Genomic DNA, 23,506 nt, shown 5'->3' on the forward strand with positions numbered 1-23,506 from the left:
TCTAATTCTCTCCTTTTTTCAGGATTTCCCTTTCGCATAGTTATTCCTAAAGACTTCCTTTGGTAGTCCAGGCTTCTTTGATTCTAGGTTCCTCCATAACTGCCATATCCAGCGCTTTTCCAAATCCTTTGAATAGAGCCTCAGCGATATGGTGGTTATTGCCTCCGTCCAGCACCTTTAGGTGAAGGTTCATCATTGCACTGTAGGAAACCGCATAGAAAAACTCTTTTATCATCTCCGTGTCCAGTTCACCGATACATTCGGCAGTAAAACCGGCATCATAATTCAGATAGGGTCTGCCGGACAGATCAATGGCGCACATAACAAGAGTCTCATCCATAGGAAGGAGAAAGTTACCGTAACGCTTTATACCGGCCTTATCTCCCAGTGCCTCCCGGATGGCAGTTCCCAGTACGATTCCCGTATCCTCCACCGTGTGATGGCAGTCTACGTTCAGATCACCTGTTACTCTGACATCCAGATCAAAAAGGCCATGTCTTGCGAATCCATCCAGCATATGGTCGAAGAAACCGATGCCGGTATGGATATCATTTTTTCCCTGGCCGTCCAGATTAATGGTAATGGTGATATCCGTTTCTTTTGTTTTTCTTGTACAAGTCGCAATTCTGTTCATATGGGCATTCCTCCTGCTACTCAAAACGGACCTTAATGGAGTTGGCATGGGCTGTCAGCTGTTCTGCCTCGGCAAATGCCTCTATATCTGTATGAATCTGTTCCAATGCCTCTCTGGAATATCCGATAATACTGGATTTTTTGATAAAATCATCCACGGAAAGCGGTGAGAAGAATTTGGCTGTTCCATTGGTGGGCAGAACATGATTCGGTCCTGCAAAATAATCACCCAGAGGTTCACTTGCATATTCTCCTATGAAAATAGCTCCCGCATTGCGGATTTTTGTCATGACCTGATAAGGATCCCTGGTCATGATTTCCAAATGTTCAGAGGCAATCTCGTTGGCAATGTCAATTACATCCTCCATGGTATCCGCAACCAGAATATATCCATAATTATCCAGAGATTTCTGAATGATCTCTCCTCTGGAAAGGACTTTTACAAATTCATCCACTTCTGCGGACACCTTCTGTGCCAGTTCTTCACTGGTGGTAACCAGAATTGCAGAAGCAAGTTCATCATGTTCAGCCTGTGACAGAAGATCCGCTGCTACATAACGTGGGTTTGCTGTCTCATCGGCCACTACCAGAATCTCACTTGGTCCGGCAATTGCATCGATACTTACATGACCGTATACTGCCTTTTTGGAAAGAGCCACATAAATATTGCCGGGTCCCACGATCTTATCTACTTTTGGAATGGATTTTGTTCCGTAAGCAAGCGCCCCGATTGCCTGCGCCCCGCCAACTTTATAGATGACATCAGCTCCCGCTTCACATGCGGCAACCAGTGTATTTGGATTCACCTTTCCGTCTTTGCCCGGCGGAGTGACCATGATAATCTCATCCACTCCTGCCACCTTTGCCGGAACAATATTCATAAGTACAGAGGAAGGATAAACAGCTTTTCCACCCGGAACATATACTCCTACACGCTGGAGAGGGGTAACTTTTTGACCCAGGATCGTTCCGTCCGGCTTGCTGTCAAACCAGCTGGTACGCCTCTGTTTTTCATGATAAGAGCGGATATTTACCAGTGCCTTTCTGATAATCTCAACCAGGGAAGGGGACACCTGACCATATGCTTCTTCGATTTCCTCCTTTGTAACACGAATTGTTTCTTCGGAAATCTCAGCATGATCAAAGCGACGTGTAAAATCAAAGATTGCCTGATCTCCTTCTTCCTTTACGCGGGCAAGAATCTCTGCCACACCTTCTTCATACTGCCCGTAATTATTCGGACTTCTCTTTAATAAATCTTCCAGAAGATTTTCTTTTGTATTTTGATCTAAGCGCTGTATTCTCATGTTATCATCCCTTCCTTATTATATGACTGTACGCAGTCTGGTAATCAGATCCCTGATCCGTTCACTTTCCATACGCATGCTGACCGGATTGACGATCATGCGGGCAGAAAGAGGACAAACTTCTTCCAGTACAGTCAGACCGTTTTCACGCAGAGTGGATCCGGTTTCTACAATATCTACAATGACCTCTGACAGACCGACAATGGGCGCCAGCTCGATCGATCCGTTCAATTTGATAATCTCTACTGTCTGATGCTTTACATTATAAAAATAATCCTTGGCAATGTTCGGGTATTTGGTAGCAACGCGGATCAGTTCATGATGCTTCAGAAGTGGAGCCGCATCAGCAGGACCACACACACACATTCTGCAGCGACCATAACCCAGATCCAGAACCTCGTGAATTTTTCTTCCTTCCTCCAGAATCGTATCCTTTCCGACCACACCAATATCAGCTGCCCCGTATTCTACATAGGTAGGAACATCCGGTCCCTTAGAAAGGAAAAACCTGAGCTTCAGCTCTTCATTTACAAAAATGAGCTTTCTCGAATCCTTGTCCTTCATTTCTTCACAGGTAATGCCGATTTTCTCAAATAATTCCAGTGTCTGTTTTGCAAGACGCCCTTTTCCCAGGGCAAATGTCAGGTATCTCATAAATGCTGCTCCTATCTGTTCGAATTAATCGTCTTCTTTTCTCCGGATACCAGATTCACCATTTCAATCTGATTATTTTCCTGTATATATATCAGGCTGCCGGCATGATATTCATTTCCATAGGCTATATAATCTTCCAGAGTCTTGCCCTCTTTTCGTTTCATCAACTCTGTATTTTTACATTTTTCACGAAATTCTTTCGCAAGTCCGATGGCATCAGTCTGTTTTCCCTCATCATAAACAATGATTGTATTCTTACGCGGGTAGGTGATTCGGATATGTTGTCTGGTCAGAGCATTCATCAGCTCATCTATTACAAGAGCAAATCCGATAGACGGCGATTGTTTGCCGAATTTTTCCAGAAGATGATCGTATCGTCCGCCCTTTACGATGGCATCTCCGGTTCCAAAAGTATATCCGCGGAAAATGATTCCCGTGTAGTATCCGTAGGTTCCGCTCATGCTGAAGTCAAAGTTAATATACTCCTCCACCCCATAAATCTTCAGGACGTCATAAATCTGTTCCAGACGACGCACAGCCATGATTGCTTTGGAATTCGGCGCCACATCCTTGGCTTTTGAAAGAATCTCCACACCTCCATACAATTCACCGAGTCCAACCAGTGCCTCCTTTGCACTGCGTCGAACCTGAATGCTGTCCAGGAACTCCTCTAATCCAAAGAAATTACGGTTGTTGATCAGTTTCCGTACCCGTTCTTCTGCGTCTTCGCTCAGAGCTGCATCGGCAATCAGGCTCTGGAAAAAGTCCACATTGCCTACACTAAGCTGAAAATCTCTCAGTCCAATAGTAGTCAGACAGTCAACAACGACTGCAAGCATCTCCGCATCAGCTTCTACTGAATCCACGCCGATAAACTCTGCACCCATCTGGGTATTTTCCTTCAGACGTCCCTGATAGCTGGAGTGATTGATAAACGTATTACCGGTATAGCATAAACGGATAGGCAGTTCTTCCTCTCCGAAAAGTGTAGCTGCAGCCCGGGCAATGGATGGAGTAATATCCGGCCTTAAAACCAGAGTATTTCCCTCTTTGTCAAAAAATTTATACAATTCCTTAGATGGAATGGTTCCGATTTCTTTGCGGAATACATCGAAGAATTCAAATGTTGGTGTCTGAATGTCGTGATATCCATACAACTGCAGAATCTTATGGAGTCTGCTCTCCAGTGCAAGTTTTTTTCCGCATTCAATGTTGTAAATATCCCGTACTCCCTCAGGAGTGTGCAGTAATTTCTTCATAAATCCTCCTTATATCCGTTTTAATTTATAGTCAAATCTGCTGCCAGCAAAACACTTTACTGTGCTAACACGCTAAAACATTATTGCATTATACGTATTTTTTACATTCTTGTCAAGCGCAGGAAGAATGAATCTATTCCTCACGAAGCTCCAGATCCAGATTCAGTGCATCCAGATAAGGGACAAAACAGCCATTTTTCAGATTCAGGAAAAATCGCGGATCCAGTTCCTCAATCCGGAAGCTTTTCCTTCCGCCTTCCATGGAGCGGTTCCAGAACTTTCGCACTTCCTCAAAGCGCATATAGTATATTTCATTTCGCATGCTGAAATAGATCAACAGGAAAGCAATGCCGCCCTGCCGTTCAAAATTCTCCATAAATACCACCTGGTGCTCATGGATATTGTGGATTGGAAAGGTGTCTGCGTTGCATTCCTTGGCATCAAAGCACACCGGAATTCCCTGTACGGCCCCGATATAGTCAACGGTACTGCGCTGCTCAAAATACGCCAGAGTAATGTGGCGGTGTTCCTTATCCATCTTAACCGGAGTAATGGGAGTCGGAATTTTCTGAATCAATGCCAGATTCTTCTCCAGATACTGCTCGTTGGTCCGATTGATAAAATCCTCCAGTGTGGATCCGCGAAGTCCTCTGCTGTTCCATGTTCCCATAGATTTATCCTTCCTTTTCCAGAATTTTTGTAAATAAGGCCGGCAAAGGTGCTGTAACGCACATTCCAGATACAGCCTTAAGTACTCCGGACATCTGCGGAAATTCCAGCCGGTAAGCATGGAGAAGCTGGGAGGTGAGACCATATTTTTCTTTGTAATACTGGTTTATCTTACGGTCTCCATATTTATAATCTCCGATAATGGGATGACCGATGGAGGCAAGGTGGGCACGGATCTGATGCGTACGTCCGGTAATCAGATGCACCTCCAGGAGAGTAACCCTGTCATTTCCGGATACCGGCTGATAGGAAGTCTCGATGGGAAGGCTGTCCTTTATTGGATGTTTGCTTACGATTACTCGATTCGTTTTTTCATCCTTTACCAGATATCCGCAGATATGCTGCCCTTCTTTTATGCTTCCCTTCACCAGACAGCGGTAGTATTTGTGCAAAGACCGGTCTTTAAAAATCCGGCTCAACTCCTGCAGTCCGGCAAGGGTTTTGCCTGCTGCCAGAATACCGCTGGTATTCCGGTCCAGCCGGTTGCATACTCCCGGCCGAAAGGTAGAAAGCTCTTCCTCTGTCATCTGACCGGAATCCAGAAGATACTGAATCACATACTCCACGGCAGACACATCCGTTATCGCAGCCTTCTGTGAAAGCATCCCTGACGGCTTATTAATAAGAAGAATATGATGATCTTCATAAATAATATCCAGCTGCTTTTTCGCCTTTGCCATAGCCGGAAGTGATGATTTCTCCGTGTATCCGGAAGAGAACTTTTGAATCGTATCGTCTGCCAGATAAAGCTTTACATGATCTCCCATCTTTAGCTTTTCATTTCCTGAAGCCTTTTTATCATTCAGAACAATATTCTTTTTTCTTAGCATTTTATAAAAAAAGCTTTTTGGCGCCTCATTCAGATATTTTCCAAGTAATTTATCCAGACGCTGTCCCGCTTCATTTTCTGAAATAATAATCTCTTTCATCGGTTTCCTCTACATTGAGATGCTCAATAGGATACGGCGGATTGCCTGCTCCTTTTTCTTCGTGTCACTCTGTTCGATCTCCATAATGCTCTGCATCCCTTCAACACGGGAAAGAAATGCCACATAGTCCGGAAAAATCTTAATCGTCATTTTGTCAAAATGATTTTTTGATAATGTCTTTCGGATATATGCTGCTGCATCTTCCGGATTGGTCTTTTTATTTGGTGCATAACCAAACACAGTATGACCGGAAATAACAACTGCATCAACAGGCATGATTTTTTCTCTGCTGGTCATGACCATATCATAGGCTGTCGTAAGAAGAGATGATTTTTCTTCGATTTCGTTCGCTTTTTGTGGTTCTACTGATTTATATGGAAGAATTGCGATGAGCTCTACCAGTGCTTTGGATGCCGGAAGACATCCGACTACAGCAACAACGGTAAATACATTCAACCTGGTATGGTAGTGTAAAATTCCGATGACCAGAATCAGAAGTACCAGTCCAAATTCAACCAGTGTCTGTATCAGTATTTTATTGCGCTGGGCTTTCAGATAGCCCGGCTGTCCTTTTTCAATTTTCATGTTTCGTACCCCTTTATTTATCATTGGAATTCCCCAACTTTTTTTATTCGTTCAGACTCCGCATAATTCTCATAATCCATCGTTTCGGAAGGATTCTGGCAAGAGCTCCTGCTCCCTTCATCTGCCATCCGTAGACGGATACAGGCTTTTGATTGCGGCTGTCACAAAGAGCCTGTCTGACTACTGCCTCCGGTTTTGCCAGAGATGCTTTTTTCGCCGGGTTTTTTGTGGTACCTGCAATTTCGAAAAACGGTGTATCCACAGGTCCCGGACAGACTGCCGTTACAATGATTCCCTTTTCTCTCAGTTCTTCTCCCAGTGCCCTGGAAAAAGAATATACATAGGATTTGGTTGCGGCATAGACCACAAATCCCGGCTGAGGTGCGAAGGCTGCCGCAGATGCTACATTCACGAGCCGGCTTCCTTTTGACATATAGGGAAGACAGAGCAGAGTCATTCTTGTTAAGGCCTGACAGTTCACATCCACCATATTGCACTGGAAATCTACATCCATTTCATCTGCTCTTCCGATGCCGCCAAAGCCTGCCGCATTGACCAGCATGCGGATATCCGGTTCGCTCTTTGCCATATCCTTTTGCAGACGGTAATAAAGATATTCCCGCTGAAGGTCACAGTCATAGATACGGATATTTATATTTTTTCCAGCCTCCAGTTCTGTTTTTAGATTCTGAAGTTTTTCTGTACTTCTGGCAATCAGCCACAGCTCATCAAGTTCCCGGTAACACCGGACAATCTGACGGGCAAATTCCTTTCCGATTCCGGAAGATGCTCCGGTTACGATTGCAATTCTCAAGATTCTCAACTCCTGTCCATTTACGCTTTCACTTTTTTCTTATGTACGTTACGGATTGCCTTCTTTTTCGTTCTGACTGTCCGTACTGAGGAACCATTATTTTTGCCATCTGTATGAGCGCCGTTTTTCTTATTTTTACCGAAGGCACCCTTCTCTCCTGCCATCTGTCTTGGGCGGATGAGACATTTTTTGTCAAATCCTACCAAATCCATTCGACCTTCCTGTTTCAGTGCCTCCAGAACCAGATCGTAATTCTTTGGATTGCGGTACTGAATCAGCGCTCTTTGCATTGCCTTTTCATGTGGATTCTTCGGTACATACACCGGTTTCATATCTCTGGGATCCACACCGGTATAATACATGCAGGTGGAAATGGTCGATGGTGTAGGATAGAAATCCTGCACCTGCTCCGGCATATAACCCAGATCACGCAGATACTCTGCAAGAGCAATCGCCTCTTTCATGGTAGAACCCGGATGAGAGGACATAAGGTAAGGAACAAGATACTGCTCCTTTCCCAGTTTCTCATTGATTTTCTTATATTTCTTTACAAAAGCCTGATATACTTCGTTGCGTGGTTTTCCCATTTTATCGAGCACTGCATCACTGATATGTTCCGGTGCAACTTTCAGCTGACCGCTCACGTGATGCTTACACAGCTCATAGAAGAAAGTGTCATCCTTATCAGCCATCAGATAGTCAAATCGGATTCCCGAGCGGATGAATACTTTTTTTACATTCGGCAGTTGCCTCAGTTCACGTAATAATTTTATGTAATCTTTATGGTCGGCTTCCAGATTCTTACACGGCTTCGGGAAGAGACACTGTCTGTTCTTACAGACACCGTGGGTCATCTGCTTTTTGCAGGACGGCTGACGGAAATTGGCGGTCGGACCTCCCACATCATGGATATAACCCTTAAAATCCGGTTCCCAGATAAACTGGCGGGCTTCCGCCAGAAGGGATTCGTGGCTCCTGGTCTGCAAAATCCTTCCCTGGTGGAAAGTAAGTGCACAGAAGCTGCAGCCACCGAAACAGCCGCGGTTACTGATGAGGCTGAATTTTACCTCCTGGATGGCCGGAACCCCGCCATCCTTTTCATAGCTCGGGTGGTAGGTTCGCATATAAGGAAAGCTGTACACCCGGTCCATCTCCTGCTGACTTAACGGTTTGGACGGAGGATTCTGGACCACATACATATGCCGGGCGTATGGCTCCACCAGTCGCTTTCCGGAAAATGGATCCGTATTGCAGTACTGGGTATAAAAGCTCCTTGCATAGGCAAGCTTATCCTCCTTCATTTCATCATAAGAAGGAAGGACAACAGCGTCGTAAACATTTTCCAGATCACGGACCTTGCATACAGTCCCGTCAATATACGTAATATCCTTTACCGCAATGCCGCTGTCCAGTGCCTCGGCAATCTCAATAATCGAACGTTCTCCCATTCCATAGGAAATGAGATCCGCGCCGGAATCCAGAAGAATGGAGCGTTTTAATTTGTCAGACCAGTAATCATAATGGGCAAGACGCCTTAAACTGGCCTCAATTCCGCCGATAATGATCGGGGTGTGTTTATATACCTGACGAATCAGATTACAGTATACGATGGTTGCATAGTCCGGACGTTTGCCCATGACCCCTCCCGGGGTAAACGCGTCGGTTTTTCTTCGTTTTTTCGATACAGAATAATGATTGACCATGGAATCCATATTGCCGGCTGAGACCAGAAATCCCAGCCTTGGCTCTCCGTATTCCATAATGCTTTCACAGTTCCGAAAGTCCGGCTGGGCAATAATTCCCACGCGATAACCGTGTGCTTCCAGAAGCCGGGTGATAATGGCATGTCCAAAAGAAGGATGATCCACATAAGCATCCCCTGACACATAGACAAAATCTACCTGTTCCCAGCCCCGCTCTTCCATATCCTGTCTGCAAATTGGTAAAAATCCCTGATTCATACTAACACCTCATAGGTATGGTTTATAATATCATAATAATCTTTTATGTAATAATCTGCCAGAGAGCGTTTCTTCTCCTCCAGATTCTTTGAAAATCTGTCATCCACCGCACAGACTCTCATGCCTGCATTTTTCCCTGCCAGAATCCCCATGGGCACATCCTCAAATACCAGACAATGCTCCGGGACAATCTGTAAATCTCTTGCTGCCAGCAGATATACATCCGGTGCCGGTTTTCCGGTCCGAACCTCGCAGGAGGTATGGATGGAGTCAAAATACTGCTCCACTCCCAGTGCACGGATCACCGCTTTTACAAGGTCTATGGAATTACTGCTTGCAATTCCGAACCGCACGCCCTGTGCATACAGTGTTTCTATCATCTCACGTGCCCCAGGTTTAAGAGGCACCTCAGTACAGTATTTTTCATAGGTCATATCGTTCCATTCCTGCTTGATCTCATCAATCGTACAGGGAAGCTGAGGGAAGGTATCCAGATAGAGCTGTGCCACTTCCGTGTAGCTTTTTCCCTCCATCTCCTCATAAAAACCTTCCGGCTTGGTCAGCCCGTATTTTACAAAATATTCCTCATCCACTTCCGGCCAGATCCACATGGAATCTACCAGGGATCCATCCAGATCAAAAATAATTGCTTCTATATTCTTCAGTATTTCTGATTGTATATACATTTCTTCTATTCTCCCAATTCCGGAGAATGACTGTTACAGAGCCATTCTATCTCCTGATTATTTAAGGCGCGGTAGTCCCCCGGGCGCAAATTCTCATCCAGCACAAGAGGACCCATGGATTCCCGTTTCAGATAGATTATCTTCATTCCCTGAGAGGCAAACATACGCTTCACCTGGTGGTATTTCCCTTCCTGTATGGTAAGGCGTATTTCGGAAATATCATCACTTTTCAGGATTTCAAGTCTGGCAGGAAGAGTCATCTCCGGAACTTCTGCAGTCCCGATGTTCACTCCACGGGAAAAATGCTGCCCGGTCTCCTCCGTTACTCTGCCCTCCACCTTCGCATAATAGACCTTGTCCACATGCTTTTTTGGTGACAGGAGCTGGTGAGCCAGTGCTCCGTCATTGGTGATCAGGAGCAGACCTTCCGTATCCTTATCCAGTCTTCCCACCGGAAAAAGATCCTTGCGCTTTCTACTTTCAATACACTGGATTACCGTCTTATCGTTCCTATCCTCTGTAGCAGATATTACACCAGCAGGCTTGTTCAACATATAATATTCAAACTGTGCATAGGATACGGATTTCCCCCGGAAACAGACTTCCTGTTTTTCGGGATCCACCTTATGCTCCGGTGATTTTACGACACCGCCATCCAGAGAAACTTCCCCTTTTCGAATGTATCGCTTCACTTCCTGTCTGGTTCCGATTCCCATATCTGCAAGATATTTATCTAAACGTATCATTACGACTGCCATCTCCATCCCGGCAGATATTTGTTTTTCAGGGTTCCTCCCGAAAGCTTGCCCCATCCCAGAGGATAACCGTCTACACAGAACAAATACCAGCCCTTTTCTTTTCTGTTTGTCACATCATCTACCTGAATCGTTTCTCCCTTTAAGTATCTCACAATTCTGTCATCAGATACCGGCAGATCAATACAGTGAGGGTAGCTTTCTTTATCCAGACACATGGCGAGAGCCTGACTCGGCTCAAAACGGTTCTTCTTAATCTCTCCAACCAGCAGTCCGGTACGAAGGAAACGGATTCCCTTTACATCCGGCAGTCCCTCCGGCATGTAGTAAACCCTCTCCCCATGTATGTCAAAACGTTCCGGCATCCACGCTCCTCCTGCGACAGAAGGGTCAATCTCATTTAAAAATGCTGTCAGCTCCTCAGGAAGCTTTTTCCCGGATTTCTTCTTCATACTTCCCTTTAGTGCAGCGGAAGGCTCACCCTTTTGCAGGAGGGCAAGATAGTGCCCTTCTCCGTGCATCTTATGAGGAAAAATACGGACTGTCTTAAGAAATGCATTGTCGCCGCTCTTTGTAGTCTCCGGTTTTCCGCAGCAGAATCCTTCATAGCCGTCCATCTCACAGATATGGAATTCCGGATGCTGCTCCAGAAGATATTCGATGGTCCCCTCGTTCTCAAGGGCATCAAAAGTACAGGTTGAATACAGGAGCATTCCTCCCGGCCGGAGCATATCCGCAGCCTGCATTACGATGCTTCTCTGCAGCTTGCTGAAGAATTCCGGACCGTGTTCTTCCCACGCACGCACCATTTTTTTATCTTTTCGGAACATTCCTTCACCGGAGCAGGGTGCATCGATGAGGATCTTATCAAAATATTCCGGAAAATATTCGGTCAGCTTTCCCGGCTCTTCACTGAGTACCAGCATATTTCCGATTCCAAAAACTTCCAGATTCTTAAGCAGTCCCTTTGCACGTGAATTGCTGATATCATTGGCTACCAGCATACCCGTGTTGCCAAGCTTTGCGCCCAACTCAGTAGCCTTTCCGCCTGGCGCGGCACATACATCCAGCACACGGTCTCCCGGTTCCACTGGCAATCGGCTTGCCGGTGTCATGGCACTTGGTTCCTGCAGATAATAAAGTCCTGCAAAATAATAGGGATGCTTGGCCGGGGATACAGATTCCCCGTCATAATAAAATCCATTCTCAATCCATGGAATAGGCCATATTTCAAAAGGACATATTTCCCGGAATTTCTCCACACTGATTTTCTTTGTATTTACACGCAGCCCGTAATATCTGGGCTCGTCGTAGCAGGCAATATAATCCTTGTATTCTTCTTTTAAAAGCTGCTTCATTTTATCTTCAAAAGCTGAGGGCAGATTCATATGATTTCCTCCGTCTGTATTTTCAAGGTGCCGCCCGTCGAAAGGCGCACTCCAATAACTTATAGTATAACCTATGAATAATCATATTTCAACTTTTTGTCCTCCAGGTACTGAAGAAGATAATATGGATTCACACTGATCTCTTCCCCGGAATTCCAGGAGTAGATGCCCAGATGAAGGTGAACATCGAATTTTCCCACTGTTCCTTCTTCTCCGTATCCGGAATCTCCCATAAATCCCAGAAGCTGCCCTGCCATTACCGTATCTCCCTCCTGGATATCCGCATAGGATTCCAGATGCGCATAATAGAAATAGACACCTCCCGGTGAAGTGATTCCGACTCTCCATCCTCCTTTTTCCAGCCACCCCAGATTGGTCACCACGCCCTCGGAAATGCTGACTACCGGATAGAGTCCTCTTACATTTTTTGAAGCCATAATATCGGTTCCCTCATGTACTCCGCTGCCCTTATAATTGCGTTCTCCCATCCAGGAATCCACAAAAGATACAGTAAGAGACTCATTTGTGGAGGATTCCGGAATTGGGAAGTATCTTGCATCTTCTTCAGCTCTTTTTAGAAAATCCTGGCAGGGACCGGAAAGTGATTCTGCTTCAGTTCGCATTTTTTCCGCAAAAAAAAGCCTCCGGTAATCGGAGCTTTTCATTCCTTCCCGTTCCATTCGATTCTGATAACCGGTCTGATACATCTGATTGGCACCCAGAACTGAGAACAGGGCACACAGCAATACAAGAAGGAGCATTTTTCTATATCTCTGATTCTTTGACATGAAAAAACTCCTTTTTGTATTACTATATGCAGACTTTTATTACATTATGACATTAGACTTAACGGCAGGCTTCCAGTACTTTCAGGAGATACTCATAGCTTCTCTCCACGGAAGCGATATCAAGCCGTTCTGTTACAGAGTGAACATCTATTACATCCGGACCAAAGGATACGCAGTCAAGTTCCGGCTTTTTGCCCAGGAACAATCCGCACTCCAGCCCTCCATGAATCGTCAGAATCTCAGGCTCCTTTCCATAGAACTCCCGGTATACAGATACCATTACAGAACGGAGATTTGAATCTTTTCTGTATGACCATGCCGGATAAGAGCTTCTTGGTTTACCTGTTCCGCCTGCCAGTTCTGCAAGCGCGGAGAGTTGTTTGACCACAGCCCATTTCTTGGTGTCAATTTCACTGCGTATCAGATGCGCAATGATTACAGTGTTTTCGTTCGTTGTTACAGATCCGGCATTCAGAGAGGTTTCCACCTGTCCCGGAAGATTTCGGCTATAACACATTATTCCGTCAGGCATGCCGAAAAGATAGGTAATAACCTGTTTCGTACTCGTTTCTGTAAATACAGATTCCGCAGATACTCCCTCATTTTTAATCTCCAGAGAAAGCTCCGGTTCATCTGAACCGAATTCATTCTTCCACACCTGAAGCATCTGCTCTCCGATTTCCATGCATTTTTGTTCCATATTTTCAGAAATCATAATATGTGCAGTGCATTCCCTGGAAATGACATTGTCCTTGGAACCGCCTCCCACGGAAATCAGCCGAAGATTCACTGATTCGGAAATCTCATACAAAAGTCTTCCCATCATTTTATGGCCGTTTCCTCTCTGGCGATAGATCTCTATGCCGGAATGACCGCCCAGAAGACCGCTGATACCAATCTCCAGGACAAGACCCTTTTGTTCCTCCCGGTCAACGGAAAGTGTGGTGTCAAAACGACATCCGCCGGCACACCCAACCGTCAAAAATCCTTCCTCCTCAGAATCAATGTTAATCAGCCTCTTTCCTTTTAGCGGGGACATGTCAAGAGCCAGTGCGCCGTCCATACCGGATTCCTCTTCGGAAGTCAGCACCACTTCAAGCGGCGGATGGCAGATACTGTCACTGTCCAGAATCGCCAGTGCCATGGCAACACCAATTCCATCATCTCCACCAAGCGTCGTATTCCGTGCTTTTACAAATCCATCTTCCACATACAGTTCCAGAGGATCTGTGGCAAAATCGTGTGTTGAATCAATCGTTTTCTCACACACCATGTCGATGTGTCCCTGCAGGATTACAGGCTCACAGTTCTCATATCCCGCACTGCCCGGTTTCCATATGATAATATTGTTGGCAGAATCCTGTAACACGCGAAGTCCTCTCTCTTCAGCAAAATGTTTACAGTAATCACTGATTTGCTTAGTGTTATAGGTTCCATGAGGAATTTGACAAATTTCCTCAAAAAAATAAAAAACCTTTTCTGGTTTTAATCCTTCTAATGCTCTCATTTTAACAATTCTCCTTTATTTCCGATATAATTTCGTCATTATCATTATACTTCACAGGGGGCTCATTTACAACACATGGTAAGTGCTAGAACGCAGATTGTCTCAGAACCCGGTTATAAATCAGGATTTCGTCCCATACATTATATGTAACCAAACCTGTCAGGAGGCTCATGATGAAGCACACCTGCCTTCCTTTTATCCTGATTCTTTTCTTTATCCTTATGCTTTTATTTCCAACTCCGGTCTTCGCCGGTGCCAGCAGAGGACTTTTGCTCTGGTTTCGAAGTGTCCTTCCCACTTTGCTTCCTTTTATGATCCTCTGCAGTCTCATGGTACGTACAAATGCTCTTGCTATAATAGAGCGCACGGCAGGACCTGTTTTTTCCAGACTCCTTGGAGTTTCCGGAAATGGTGCCTTTGCAGTAATCGCCGGATTCCTGTGCGGATACCCTATGGGGGCAAAAGTTACAGCTGAATTGATCCGGAATCATAAAATCAGTCTGTCAGAAGGAAATTATCTTCTGTCCTTCTGCAATAATACCAGCCCCATGTTTATCATTAGCTATGTTGTATGGCAGCAGCTCCACAGAGAGGAGCTTACAATACCTGTTTTGATGATACTGATTTTTTCACCTGTATTTTGTAGCACAGTCTTTCGACGATATTATAAACGACGATGTGACTTTCAGGCCGAATTTGTGAAAAAACCTTCTCCTGCCAAATCAGAAAAGGAACCTTTTTTTCATATTCTGGATGGCTGTATGATGGACAGCTTTGAAGCAATCACAAAAGTAGGCGGATACATGATGTTGTTTTCCATTGTACCTGCACTTATTAGGGAATGGTTTCCTGCACTCACATATTTCCATACCCTGCTTCTCTCCTCCCTTGAAATTACCGGCGGAGTAGAATTATTATGCGACGACAGTCTGTCCTCTGTTCAGCAATTCGTCTCGGTAATGGCACTCGTTTCCTTCGGAGGATGGTGTGCTGTGGCCCAGACCGGTTCAATGATACAGGAAACAGGTCTGTCTGTACGTTCGTACACAATAGAAAAGCTGATTACCGCACTGGTAACCAGCCTTATTTCATTCGCCTATCTTAAGCTTGTGGCTCTTCCACTGTAAAATCGGCATCGTCAGCATTGCCATACTCAGCTTCCAGTCCACTGGAAGACTGCTCAGGAATCTCAAGCTCGGAACGGTTATTGCGAACCATATCGTAACATTCCTGAAGGGAGTTTACCAGACCATCATACTTGGTAGTATAGTTATCCAAAGTATGTCCGATAATGTTCTCTGCATTTGCCAGAAGATCGTCTGTATACTGCATTGCACCGATACGGATATCATTCGCATCCCGTGTTGCATTATCAAGAATCTGCTGTGCCTGCTCGGTAGCTGCGGTAACGATTGCGTTTGCCTGGGCATAAGCCTGCTGCATGATCTCGTGTTCGCTTACCAGCTCGGTTGTCTGAATCTGAGCTTCCTGAACAAGGCTGTCAGCCTTTGCCTGTGCATCCGCAAGAATCGCATCCTTATTTGCGATAATCTTCTGATAACGCTTAATCTCATCCGGTGTCTTCATACGAAGCTCACGGAGAAGTTCATCCATCTGGTCTTTATTTACAATGATCTTAGTTGTAGATAACGGCTGAAATTTACAACTGTCAATATACTCTTCAATCTCTTCAATAATCTGCTCAATACGGCTGCTCATAATTTACACTCTCCTTTTTTTATCCATCTTCTCTTGTATTCTGTCTATCACAATCTCAGGTACAAACTGAGAGATGTCCCCTCCGAAAACCGCCACTTCTTTTACAATGGTAGAACTGAGATAGGAATACTCCAGGCTTGTCGTCAGGAATATGGTCTCAACAGAAGGCGAAAGCTTATGATTGGTCTGTGCCATCTGAAGCTCATACTCGAAATCGGTAATCGCCCGAAGTCCCCGCACTACCATATCTGCTTCCATTCTGTTCGCAAAATCTACCAGCAATCCCTCAAATGGGACGATCTTCACATTATTTATATCTTTTGTTACTTCAACTAACATTTTAACACGTTCTTCAACGGAAAACAACGGGCTTTTTGCATTATTATTTAATACTCCGACAATTAATTCGTCTACCAGTGAAGCTGCGCGCCGAATAATGTCCAGATGCCCGAATGTTACCGGGTCAAAGCTTCCGGGATATATTGCTCTCATACGTTCTGTTCTTCCTCCGCACATTCAATAAAAATATGTTTGTTGGTTTTGTATATCTTCTCTTTAATCATAGTAAATCCAAGTTCCGGCAGATAATCAAATTCCGTATCCAGAGATGCTTCCACGATAATCACTCCATCCGCTGCAAGCAACTGTGATCCTGATAAATATTCCAGTACCTGCCTTTCTAAAAACTGGTTGTATGGAGGATCCATAAAAATATAATCAAAGGTTTTCTGACCATTCAGTCTGTGCAGTGCAGACAGCGCATCAGATGCCATGGTAACAGCACGCTCCTCAAGTCTCGTGTGATGAAGATTCTCTTTAATACAGGCCATTGCCTTTGTATTCTTTTCCACAAAAACAGCTTCCGCAGCTCCGCGGCTTAGTGCTTCTATGCCAATTCCTCCGCTTCCGGAAAAAAGATCCAGAAATACACAGTCCGGAATCCAGGGCGCAATCATGTTAAAAAGAGTTTCTTTGATTCGGTCGGTAGTCGGCCTTGTATCCAGTCCATCAATCGTCTTAAGCTGCAAACGTTTTGCACTTCCTGCTATAACACGCATAGTCTTCTCCTTGTATACATAATACTTTACCCGTCTATTATATAGAGAAGTTTCTGAAAAGTCAATTCATCAGGCAGAAAAAACACCTGGCGGGCACATTTTTCAACCCGTCAGGTGTTTTTCTTCACTCTTTGAACAGTTCTTTTAACAGATGGTTATTTACCTGCCATCTGCTTTTCCTGCTGTTCAATCATCTTCTTAACCATATATCCGCCTACAGAACCATTCTGTCTGGAAGTAAGGTCACCGTTGTAACCGTCAGAAAGCGGTACTCCCAGCTCGTTTGCTACCTCATATTTGAATTTGTCTAATGCACCTTTTGCTTCAGGTACTGCTGCTCTGTTAGATGAACGACTTGCCATTTTGTACTCCTCCTTTTCTAACATTTGTTTTATCTTGTTCTAACGTTTTATTTTGTAACTTTATTTTGTTACACCGATAGTATATGGAGGATTTATAATATTACACTAGAAGTTCTTGCTTCCTTTTCCAGTTTCTGTATCCATTCATTTTCTGTTTTCATCAGAATATCTGCAGCTTCATTTGCTTTCTGCAAAAGGCTTGCATCCTGATATATATCTGCAAGTTTAAAATTCATTAATCCGCTTTGACGGATTCCAAAGAGATCACCGGGACCGCGAAGCTTCAGATCCTCGCTTGCAATCCTGAAACCGTCGTTGGTTTTATTCAAAATTTCCAACCTTTTTTTCGTTTCTTTTGATTTTGATCCACTCATAAAAATACAATACGACTGATGGCTTCCTCTTCCCACACGTCCCCGAAGCTGATGGAGCTGTGCCAGACCAAAGCGTTCTGCATTTTCTACCATCATAACGGTTGCATTCGGCACATTGATTCCTACCTCAATTACGGTTGTAGATACCAGAACCTGTATCTCACATCTGCCAAACCGTTCCATAATCTCATCCTTTTGTGACTGCTTCATTTTTCCGTGAAGAAAATCAACCCGGATTTCATCTCCCAGTGCTTCCTGAAGCATACCTGCATAATCTGTAACATTTTCCACTTCCAGATGCTCGCTTTCTTCCACCATAGGACAGATCACGTAGCACTGACGCCCCTCTTTTACCTGTTTTTGGATAAAACGGTAAGCAGCATCCCTGTATCCGGTATCCACCACACAGTTTTTGATGGGAAGACGGTTGGATGGAAGCTCATCAATGACTGAAATATCCAGATCTCCATACAGGATGATTGCCAGTGTTCTTGGAATGGGAGTGGCGCTCATTACCAGTACATGAGGCACAGATCCCTTTTCCGTGAAAACTTCTCTCTGTCTGACACCAAAACGATGCTGTTCATCTGTGATAACAAGAGCCAGATTCCGGTATTCCACCTTTGTCTGTATCAGTGCATGGGTTCCGATAATGATTTGAGATTCTCCTGATTTGATTCGCCCATAGGCTTCCCGCTTTTCCTTTGCCGTCATGGATCCGGTCAGAAGCTCTGTTCTTAATGGAATCTGATATGACTCAAAAATCTCCGTCACAGATTCATAATGCTGCTTTGCCAGCACTTCGGTGGGAGCCATCATAGCTCCCTGATACCCATTCATCCCGGCCATGGTAAGCGCCAGAACTGCCACGATCGTTTTACCCGAACCCACGTCTCCCTGTACCAGGCGGGACATGGAATGACTGCTCATCATATCCTGCTCTATTTCAAGCCATACCTTTTTCTGTGCTCCGGTAAGCTGATAGGGAAGTCTTCTGATTAACTCATCCGTTTCCGCGCAGTGGTGAATGGAAAAATCATTTTCGCTCCGCTCATTACCATCTTTCATTTTACGAAGAGAAACAATGAACTCCAGAAATTCTTCAAATACCAGTCTCTCTCTGGCGCGATAAAACACCTCTTTATCCTCTGGAAAATGAATTCCGCGAAGCGCATAATTATACTCTGCCAGATGATATTGCAGACGAATACTTTCCGGAAGTGTCTCTTTGCTCAGATCCAATTCATCTATTGCCTGTCGGACTGCTTTCATCACTGTATTATTGCTCAAACCTGCCGTCAGGGGATATATCGGCTGAAGCGTATGAAGCTTTTCTTCATATTTTGATGATGGATAAAAAATCTCCGGATGTTCCAGTACAAGACCGGTCTTTCTCTTTACCACCTGGCCGCGCAGAGTGATTACATCGCCTCCGGACAGGGTATTTCGAAGAAACGGCATGCGGAACCAGATGGCTTTCACCGAACCGGTGATATCTTTAACCTGAACAGAGGTTACCTGCATCTTCCGATTTGGCGATACCTGCACCTTTCCGTAGATAACACCTGTAACCGTCTGAATCTTCCCTTCCTCAAGCTCACTTATGGGAACGGCTTCCTCATAAACATCATATCCTCTGGGATAATACCGCAGCAGATCACCTACCGCATATACACCGATTTTTGCAAAAAGTTTTTCCGTTTTTTCTCCAATACCTTTAATAGCATTGATTCCTGTTTTTTCATTCATAGGTTAATACCTGAAAAATGACAGTCAACCACCTACTGTCAACTGTCATTTTCTCCATTTCTTTCAACTTTATAACCAGATTCTTATTCTACAGCAAGAACATAGTAGTAAATCGGCTGTCCTCCAAACTGTGCATCAATATCAATATCCGGATAGAGCTCTTCGATTTCCTGTGTAAATCGCTCCGCATCTTCCGGTTTTACATCCTCTCCATAGTAGAGACTGATCAGCTCAGAATCATCATCCACAAGAATTTCCAGCATTTCCTTTGTGGTTGCTTCGATTTCCTTACCGACCGCAATAATGCCTTTATCACCGATTCCCATGATATCTCCTTCATGGATCTCTTTATCATCAATGTGGGTATCACGAACTGCATAAGTAACCTGACCGGATTTTACATTACCGATGGCCTCCAGCATAGCTGATTCATTTTCCTTTGCATCCGCATCCGGCATAAAACCGATAATAGCTGTGATTCCCTGCGGAACCGTCTTAGTCGGAATAACGATAATCTCCTTATCCTCTACAAGAGCCTTTGCCTGATTTGCAGCCAGTACAATGTTCTTATTATTCGGAAGAATGAAAATCGTATCTGCATTCACATGATCAATGGCATTCAGCATGTCCTCTGTACTCGGATTCATTGTCTGACCGCCTTCAATAATGTAGTCTGCACCAAGTTCTTTGAAAATATCATTGAGACCCTCACCGATGGAAACGGTAATAAATCCCATTGGTTTTCTTGGTTCAGCATTCTTCTTTTGCTCCTCTTCGGCTTTCTGCTGTTTTGCCAGATTCTCCGCGTCACGGATCAGCTTCTCCTGATGCTCCTCACGCATGTTATCAATCTTCATACGTGAGAGCTGTCCATAAGTCAACGCTCTCTGGATAGCAAGTCCCGGATCATTGGTGTGTACATGAATCTTAACGACATCGTCATCTGCAACACATACAATAGAGTCACCGATAGATTCCAGATATGCTTTAAAATCAAGCTCATCTGCTTCTGTAAATTCCTTTTCTGTCAGAATAATGAATTCTGTACAGTATCCAAACTTAATATCTGCTGTTGCTTCGGAAGAAATCTTTGTCACACCACTTCCTGCACTTGGAGTGATAGCACTGTAATCAATTGCTTTTCCGAGGAACGCATCGTATGCACCACGGATCACTTCCAGAAGTCCCTGTCCGCCGGAATCCACAACTCCCGCTTCCTTCAGAACCGGAAGCATGTCCGGAGTCTTTGCAAGGACCTCTTCCGCGTGGGTGATGACTGCCGGAATGAACACTTCCAGATCGTCCGTCTCCTCTGCCATCTCCTGTGCTTTTTCAGCAATACCTCTGGCAACCGTAAGAATCGTACCCTCTTTCGGCTTCATAACTGCCTTGTAAGCAGTATCCTTTGCACGCACACATGCTTTTGCAAGAACCTCTGTCGTAATCTCCTTCTCATCCCTTACTGCCTTGGTAAATCCACGCAAAAGCTGAGACAGGATTACACCGGAGTTACCTCTCGCTCCGCGAAGAGAACCTGAAGAGATTGCCTTGGCAAGAGAAACCATATCCGGTTTGTCAAGAGCAGTTACTTCTTTGGCAGCAGCCATAATCGTAAGGGACATGTTCGTTCCTGTATCTCCATCCGGTACCGGGAAAACATTCAATTCGTTAATAAATTCTTTCTTTGCTTCAATATTCTGTGCGCCTGCCAGAAACATTCTGGCAAGCATATCCACATTGATAGTATTTGTAGCCACTTTAAAAGTCCTCCTTAACTAATCGATGACTCTGACGCCTTCGATATAGATATTGATCTTATCAACCGGCATTCCGGAAAATTCTTCTACTTTATATTTAACATTGCTGATCAGATTATCTGTAACTGCAGAAATACTAACTCCATATGCAACAATAATATGGAAATCCAATTTGATTCTATTATCATCAGAAACCGATACATGGATACCATGAGTCAGGCTATCCTTCTTCAGCAGTCTTACAAGACCATCTTTCATATTTACAGCAGCCATACCAACAATACCAAAACACTCTGTTGCCACTGTTCCGGCATATTTTGCGATTACCTCAGGGTTGATTGTAATAATTCCAAGATCTGTACTCATACTTCCCTTCATAGTCACACCCTCCAATTCTTAAAAACATACTTAACACGTGTATTATACTCTTTTTTTCAGGTTTTTACAACCGCTTTTATGTAACATGAAATTTCTCAAAATTAACATTGCATAAAAAAACTCAGATTCCTACGAACCTGAGCTTTTATTCTTCTCTACGCACGTTCAACTTTACCGGATTTCAAACAAGAAGTACATACATACATTCTTTTTGTAGCTCCGCCTTCTGTTTTAACACGAACTGATTTTACGTTTGATTTCCACATTTTTGGTGTTTTTCTATGAGAGTGGCTTACGTTGTTTCCAAAGTGAGCACCCTTTTCACAAATAGCACATTTAGCCATGACTGCACCTCCTAACGCTCATATATAGTCTGTAATACAGACTCACAACACTAGGTATTGTAACAGAAGTCTATCAAAAATGCAAGTACTTATTTGCTAAAAATATACAAATTTTTAAAGCAAATTTCATATTATTTACAAAAATACAGCCGATACCCTATTAATACGCAAAGAACGGCACACAGTATCTGTACAAATAGATTATTTAACATCATATCTATCACAAAACCGCCTGCCGCCCAAAAACATCCATATCCAATTGCTCGCTTCATACGCTGCTCCGACACAATCATCTTATTTTTCATTATATGCAAAATGTCGTGTCCGGATTACAGATTCAAGTATGCATTACTCCTCATCAAGGATATCCATAACATCTGCTTCCGTCATCTTGTCTTCTTTGGAAGAGGTAAAGCGATCCACAACATCCGGAACCAGATCCAGAATTTTCGTCATAGTATCCTGATTCTTAATATTTACCAGCTTGGTGGTACCGTTTTTAATTACCAGAACAGCGCTTGGGGTCATCTTACCGCCGATGCCTCCGGCACCTTTTTCCTTTTTGTCGCCGTTGAAAGCACCTGCACCGATTGCGAAGGATACATCCACCAGAGGGAGGATAATGGTATCCCCAATGTGAATTGCATCTCCCACAACTGTTTTGGAAGAAATCACTCCGTCAATCCCATGAAAGAGTGCCTCTACTGTTCCTTTGAAATTATTATCTGCCATCTCATCGTCCTCCCGTTATGTCCCGATAATGTTTTTATAATTTGAATGCTCTTACATCCTTAAATGACTGCTGGATTTCTTTACACAGAACCAGTCGGATCAATACTCCGGCTACATGCGCCGCATATATATTTCCCTTCATCATCACGCGGCCTTTAAATATCTGATGTTCAAAGTCCGGAGTGATCTGTACATGTTCTCCAAGGAAGGGATATACAATACTGAGTCCGGCAAGAACCTGTCCGGTAAGGCAGGGATCCTCAAATCCATATTGAACCTTCGCAAGGAATTTTTTGGGTTTTAGTTTTTTCAAATAGCGAAACGCCTCATCTTTGATTTTCAGAAAGGCTGTCTTGTGAGCCTCATCCTGAATGAAATCCGTTATTTTATCTTTTTTCTCTGATAAATCCGTTACCTGATCACGGATTTTCTTAAGAATACGGTTTGCTTTCTGGAAGAAGGAATCTTTCGAAGCACTGCTGCGTTCTTCTTCAATGCCTTTCTCACCTTTGGTGAATTCCTTTTCCATGTTCTTCTGAGCTTCATCGCGTTTCTCTTCCATTTTTTCTGAAGCTTCGGTGAAACCTTTTTGAGTGTTCTGAATTTCCTGGACTTTCTGAGCTTTCGGATCATTCCTAATTTCCGAAGGCTCCGCTTCATTTCTCTCAGGTATTTTGGATTTTTCTTCAGTTTTTTCTGGATTTTCCCCAGTTCTTTTAACAGTAGTTTCATTTGATTCTTCATCCGTTTCTCCATTGTTTTCCCTACTTTCTTTTACCCCGAATTTCTTCCATGCCGCCCGAACAGTATATCGAAGTGCCTGATTTTCATAACGGACATCGATCTGCAGCAGTCGGAGAAACCAGGTGATTCTTGCTGATACCTTTATGTGGCTGATCTCGCCATCCCCCTGTGCATTGACCTGATAACGCAGGGGCGTAAAAAGGATAATACAAATCAGTAATACCAGTACTCCAAGTATCACTGCCAGTATGATCCCTATTATTTTCAAAATCAACAGCACAATATGTAACATAC

At 44.1% G+C, this 23,506-nt stretch carries 26 protein-coding genes; 1 reads left to right on the forward strand and 25 read right to left on the reverse strand.

Annotation, left to right across the window (positions count from 1 at the left end):
• Window positions 1-46 precede the first annotated feature (46 nt).
• The 14 genes from hisB to ACQRCC_RS00885 form a co-directional block, all read right to left on the reverse strand.
• Window positions 47-634: an imidazoleglycerol-phosphate dehydratase HisB gene (hisB, locus tag ACQRCC_RS00820; protein WP_427848912.1), complete on the reverse strand. Its 588-nt coding sequence runs from the start codon at window positions 632-634 to the stop codon at window positions 47-49.
• Window positions 635-650: 16 nt separating this feature from the next.
• The gene (gene hisD / locus ACQRCC_RS00825) at window positions 651-1,940 is read right to left on the reverse strand and encodes a histidinol dehydrogenase (protein WP_427848913.1); all 1,290 of its coding nucleotides are present in this window, start codon (window positions 1,938-1,940) and stop codon (window positions 651-653) included.
• An 18-nt stretch (window positions 1,941-1,958) separates the two neighbouring features.
• Window positions 1,959-2,594 (reverse strand): ATP phosphoribosyltransferase, encoded by a 636-nt coding sequence (gene hisG, locus ACQRCC_RS00830; protein WP_427848914.1) that lies wholly within the window; start codon window positions 2,592-2,594, stop codon window positions 1,959-1,961.
• 11 nt (window positions 2,595-2,605) lie between these two features.
• Window positions 2,606-3,853, reverse strand: coding sequence for an ATP phosphoribosyltransferase regulatory subunit (gene hisZ / locus ACQRCC_RS00835; protein WP_427848915.1), 1,248 nt, complete (start codon window positions 3,851-3,853; stop codon window positions 2,606-2,608).
• A 133-nt stretch (window positions 3,854-3,986) separates the two neighbouring features.
• On the reverse strand, window positions 3,987-4,523 hold the full coding sequence (locus tag ACQRCC_RS00840) for a Holliday junction resolvase RecU (RefSeq protein ID WP_427848916.1): 537 nt from the start codon (window positions 4,521-4,523) through the stop codon (window positions 3,987-3,989).
• Between the two features lie 4 nt (window positions 4,524-4,527).
• The gene (locus ACQRCC_RS00845; RefSeq protein ID WP_427848917.1) at window positions 4,528-5,511 is read right to left on the reverse strand and encodes an RluA family pseudouridine synthase; all 984 of its coding nucleotides are present in this window, start codon (window positions 5,509-5,511) and stop codon (window positions 4,528-4,530) included.
• A 9-nt stretch (window positions 5,512-5,520) separates the two neighbouring features.
• Window positions 5,521-6,096, reverse strand: a complete 576-nt coding sequence (locus tag ACQRCC_RS00850) for a hypothetical protein (protein ID WP_427848918.1) — start codon at window positions 6,094-6,096, stop codon at window positions 5,521-5,523.
• A gap of 43 nt (window positions 6,097-6,139) precedes the next feature.
• Window positions 6,140-6,910, reverse strand: coding sequence for an SDR family NAD(P)-dependent oxidoreductase (locus ACQRCC_RS00855; protein WP_427848919.1), 771 nt, complete (start codon window positions 6,908-6,910; stop codon window positions 6,140-6,142).
• A 20-nt stretch (window positions 6,911-6,930) separates the two neighbouring features.
• On the reverse strand, window positions 6,931-8,871 hold the full coding sequence (locus tag ACQRCC_RS00860) for a YgiQ family radical SAM protein (protein ID WP_427848920.1): 1,941 nt from the start codon (window positions 8,869-8,871) through the stop codon (window positions 6,931-6,933).
• On the reverse strand, window positions 8,868-9,539 hold the full coding sequence (locus tag ACQRCC_RS00865; protein WP_427849088.1) for an HAD family hydrolase: 672 nt from the start codon (window positions 9,537-9,539) through the stop codon (window positions 8,868-8,870). The genes ACQRCC_RS00860 and ACQRCC_RS00865 overlap by 4 nt, the downstream gene beginning before the upstream one ends.
• Window positions 9,540-9,562: 23 nt before the next feature.
• Window positions 9,563-10,303: a pseudouridine synthase gene (locus tag ACQRCC_RS00870; RefSeq protein ID WP_427848921.1), complete on the reverse strand. Its 741-nt coding sequence runs from the start codon at window positions 10,301-10,303 to the stop codon at window positions 9,563-9,565.
• A complete protein-coding gene (locus ACQRCC_RS00875) occupies window positions 10,303-11,700 on the reverse strand; it encodes an RsmF rRNA methyltransferase first C-terminal domain-containing protein (protein ID WP_427848922.1) in 1,398 nt (465 codons plus the stop codon). The genes ACQRCC_RS00870 and ACQRCC_RS00875 overlap by 1 nt, the downstream gene beginning before the upstream one ends.
• Window positions 11,701-11,771: 71 nt before the next feature.
• Window positions 11,772-12,488 (reverse strand): M23 family metallopeptidase, encoded by a 717-nt coding sequence (locus ACQRCC_RS00880; protein ID WP_427848923.1) that lies wholly within the window; start codon window positions 12,486-12,488, stop codon window positions 11,772-11,774.
• Between the two features lie 58 nt (window positions 12,489-12,546).
• Window positions 12,547-13,995: an aminoacyl-histidine dipeptidase gene (locus ACQRCC_RS00885; RefSeq protein ID WP_427848924.1), complete on the reverse strand. Its 1,449-nt coding sequence runs from the start codon at window positions 13,993-13,995 to the stop codon at window positions 12,547-12,549.
• 170 nt (window positions 13,996-14,165) lie between these two features.
• Between ACQRCC_RS00885 and ACQRCC_RS00890 the strand changes: the two genes are divergently transcribed.
• Window positions 14,166-15,122 carry a nucleoside recognition domain-containing protein gene (locus ACQRCC_RS00890; RefSeq protein ID WP_427848925.1) on the forward strand — a complete coding sequence of 319 codons (957 nt, stop codon included), beginning with the start codon at window positions 14,166-14,168 and terminating at the stop codon, window positions 15,120-15,122.
• Here the strand turns inward: ACQRCC_RS00890 and ACQRCC_RS00895 are convergent.
• The 11 genes from ACQRCC_RS00895 to ACQRCC_RS00945 form a co-directional block, all read right to left on the reverse strand.
• A complete protein-coding gene (locus ACQRCC_RS00895; protein ID WP_427848926.1) occupies window positions 15,097-15,714 on the reverse strand; it encodes an ATPase in 618 nt (205 codons plus the stop codon). The two genes, ACQRCC_RS00890 and ACQRCC_RS00895, sit on opposite strands and share 26 nt — an antisense overlap.
• A gap of 3 nt (window positions 15,715-15,717) precedes the next feature.
• On the reverse strand, window positions 15,718-16,206 hold the full coding sequence (coaD, locus tag ACQRCC_RS00900; RefSeq protein WP_427848927.1) for a pantetheine-phosphate adenylyltransferase: 489 nt from the start codon (window positions 16,204-16,206) through the stop codon (window positions 15,718-15,720).
• Window positions 16,203-16,772 (reverse strand): 16S rRNA (guanine(966)-N(2))-methyltransferase RsmD, encoded by a 570-nt coding sequence (rsmD, locus tag ACQRCC_RS00905; RefSeq protein WP_427848928.1) that lies wholly within the window; start codon window positions 16,770-16,772, stop codon window positions 16,203-16,205. The genes coaD and rsmD overlap by 4 nt, the downstream gene beginning before the upstream one ends.
• 155 nt (window positions 16,773-16,927) lie before the next feature.
• On the reverse strand, window positions 16,928-17,134 hold the full coding sequence (locus tag ACQRCC_RS00910; RefSeq protein ID WP_427848929.1) for a small, acid-soluble spore protein, alpha/beta type: 207 nt from the start codon (window positions 17,132-17,134) through the stop codon (window positions 16,928-16,930).
• Window positions 17,135-17,226: 92 nt separating this feature from the next.
• Window positions 17,227-19,257: an ATP-dependent DNA helicase RecG gene (gene recG / locus ACQRCC_RS00915; RefSeq protein WP_427848930.1), complete on the reverse strand. Its 2,031-nt coding sequence runs from the start codon at window positions 19,255-19,257 to the stop codon at window positions 17,227-17,229.
• A gap of 83 nt (window positions 19,258-19,340) precedes the next feature.
• Entirely contained in the window at window positions 19,341-21,014 is a 1,674-nt protein-coding gene (locus tag ACQRCC_RS00920; RefSeq protein ID WP_427848931.1) for a DAK2 domain-containing protein, read from the reverse strand.
• An 18-nt stretch (window positions 21,015-21,032) separates the two neighbouring features.
• Window positions 21,033-21,392, reverse strand: a complete 360-nt coding sequence (locus ACQRCC_RS00925; protein WP_427848932.1) for an Asp23/Gls24 family envelope stress response protein — start codon at window positions 21,390-21,392, stop codon at window positions 21,033-21,035.
• A gap of 155 nt (window positions 21,393-21,547) precedes the next feature.
• Window positions 21,548-21,736, reverse strand: a complete 189-nt coding sequence (rpmB, locus tag ACQRCC_RS00930; RefSeq protein WP_158367841.1) for a 50S ribosomal protein L28 — start codon at window positions 21,734-21,736, stop codon at window positions 21,548-21,550.
• A gap of 131 nt (window positions 21,737-21,867) precedes the next feature.
• Window positions 21,868-22,008 (reverse strand): hypothetical protein, encoded by a 141-nt coding sequence (locus tag ACQRCC_RS00935; protein ID WP_427848933.1) that lies wholly within the window; start codon window positions 22,006-22,008, stop codon window positions 21,868-21,870.
• 76 nt (window positions 22,009-22,084) lie between these two features.
• A complete protein-coding gene (locus ACQRCC_RS00940; protein ID WP_427848934.1) occupies window positions 22,085-22,468 on the reverse strand; it encodes a GerW family sporulation protein in 384 nt (127 codons plus the stop codon).
• A gap of 34 nt (window positions 22,469-22,502) precedes the next feature.
• A complete protein-coding gene (locus ACQRCC_RS00945) occupies window positions 22,503-23,504 on the reverse strand; it encodes a DUF2953 domain-containing protein (RefSeq protein ID WP_427848935.1) in 1,002 nt (333 codons plus the stop codon).
• Window positions 23,505-23,506: the final 2 nt, after the last annotated feature.

Origin of the sequence: Sporofaciens sp. SGI.106 (assembly GCF_050314255.1) — a bacterium.
Taxonomy (GTDB): Bacteria; Bacillota; Clostridia; order Lachnospirales; family Lachnospiraceae; genus Claveliimonas.